Origin of the sequence: Kitasatospora sp. MY 5-36 (assembly GCF_001182915.1) — a bacterium.
Classification (GTDB): Bacteria; Actinomycetota; Actinomycetes; order Streptomycetales; family Streptomycetaceae; genus Kitasatospora.
Map to the genome: position 1 here is coordinate 1 of NZ_LFVW01001101.1, position 1,891 is coordinate 1,891.

Genomic DNA, 1,891 nt, shown 5'->3' on the forward strand with positions numbered 1-1,891 from the left:
TGTCCGGTGCTCCCTGCCAGGCAGCTCGAAGAACACTAGACCTCTGGAGTCGCCGGGTCAAGTGGCGCAACCGAATTCTCGGTGCCCTCCTCCGCCGGCAGCTGGAAGGCCAGGACGGCGACGTCGTCGTCGTGCTCGGAGGTCACGCCCATCGCCCGCAGCAGCCGGGCGCAGATCACCTCGGGGGCGCCGATCGCGCCGGTCAGGGTGCGGGCCAGGAGGTCGAGGCCCTGGTCGATGTCCTCGTCCCGGCGCTCGACCAGTCCGTCGGTATAGAGGACACCGGTCGTACCGGGGAGCAGGCGCAGGGTGTGGGAGACGTGCAGGCCGCCGCCGGTGCCGAGCGGCGGGCCGTTCTGCTCCTCGCTGCGCAGGATGGTGCCGTCCGGGCAGCGCAGCAGGACGGGGAGGTGTCCGGCGGAGGCGTAGGAGAGGGTGCGGCGCCGCGGGTCCCAGACGGCGTAGGTGCAGGTGGCGATCTGGTTGGCGTCGATCTCCATGGCGAGGCCGTCGAGCAGGCGCATCACCTCGTGCGGCGGGAGGTCGAGGCGGGCGTAGGCGCGGACCGCCGTCCGCAGCTGGCCCATGACGGCGGCGGCGCGCAGGCCGCGGCCCATGACGTCGCCGATGACGAGTGCCGTGCGCCCGCCGTCGATGGCGATGACGTCGTACCAGTCGCCGCCGACCGCGGCCTCGGCGCCGCCCGGCTGGTAGGTGGCGGCGACCCGCAGGCCGGCCGGCTGGTCGAGCTTCTGCGGGAGCAGGCTGCGCTGGAGGGTGACGGCGGCCTCGCGCTGGCGGCGTTCCGCTTCGCGCAGGCGGGCCGCGGCGAGGACCTGGTCGGTGACCTCGGCGGCGAAGATCAGCACGCCGGCGGGCGGTCCCTCGGTGGGGGCGTCGCCGCCCTCCCCCGTGCCGAGCGGGACGCAGGAGACGTTGTAGTAGCGGTTGCCGGTGAGGCCGAGGATGCAGCGGGCCTTGACGCTGCGCGGGCGGCCGCCGCGGATGACCTGGTCCATCAGGGGCAGGACGCCCATGGTGGCGAGTTCGGGGAGCGCCTCGGCGGCCGGCAGTCCGGTGGGGCGTTCGCCGAAGAGTTCGCGGTAGGCGCGGTTGGCGTAGCCGAGCTGGTGGAGCGGGCCGTAGGTGACGGCGACCGGGGCGGGGATGCGGTTGAGGACCTCGCGCAGGTTCTGCGGCTTGTGCGGGTCGGGGAGCTCCGCGGTGGCGGCGGGGCCGGCCGGGTCGCGGGGGCCGGGCACGACGACGCCCTCGGGGCAGGGCGCACCGTCCTCGGTGCCGGTCCCGGGGGGCGGGAGGGCACGCCAGGGGACTCCGGCGAGCCGGGCGCTCCAGCGCATGAGGTTCAAACGACGGCCGCTTCCTCGTTTTCCAGGCATATCATCACTTTTTGTGTGCGCAGCAGCACACGGGGTAATGACCAGGTCGGGCTGATCCTGTCAGGCGGAGGCCCGGTTCCGGAAGTCGCGCGCCCGGCGTGGCCGCCCGATCCGCCGTCCGACCCACTCCCCGGTTCGCCGTCCGGTCGGCCGCCGGCCCGGGTCGGCGGCCGCGGTCACCGGGGAGCATCGGGGCCGGCGTCGGACGGCCGTCCGGGCTCGGGGCCGAACCCCTCCTCGAAGGCCGAACGCGGGTGCTCCATCGCACCCAGCGAGACCGGCTCGCGGGAGAACACCCCGCCCAGCACCCAGTCCATCAGCACCCGCACCCGGCGCTCGGTGCTCGGCAGCCGCCGCAGGTGCCGGGCCCGGTGCAGCCACCAGGCCCGGCGGCCGGTGAGCCTGCCGCCGCGCCGGGTGTGGGCGACGGCCCGGTGCGGGCCGAGCGAGGTCGAGCAGGCGGCGGGGCCCGGCCGGTAGTCGGCCAGGCC

General features: G+C 75.3%; 2 pseudogenes. Both read right to left on the minus strand.

The window, feature by feature from the left end:
• Positions 1 to 83: 83 nt before the first annotated feature.
• Positions 84 to 1,370 (minus strand): annotated as a pseudogene (locus tag AE652_RS40480) (SpoIIE family protein phosphatase); the annotation flags it as partial.
• Positions 1,371 to 1,576: 206 nt separating this feature from the next.
• Positions 1,577 to 1,891, minus strand: a pseudogene (locus tag AE652_RS40485) (NAD(P)/FAD-dependent oxidoreductase); the annotation flags it as partial.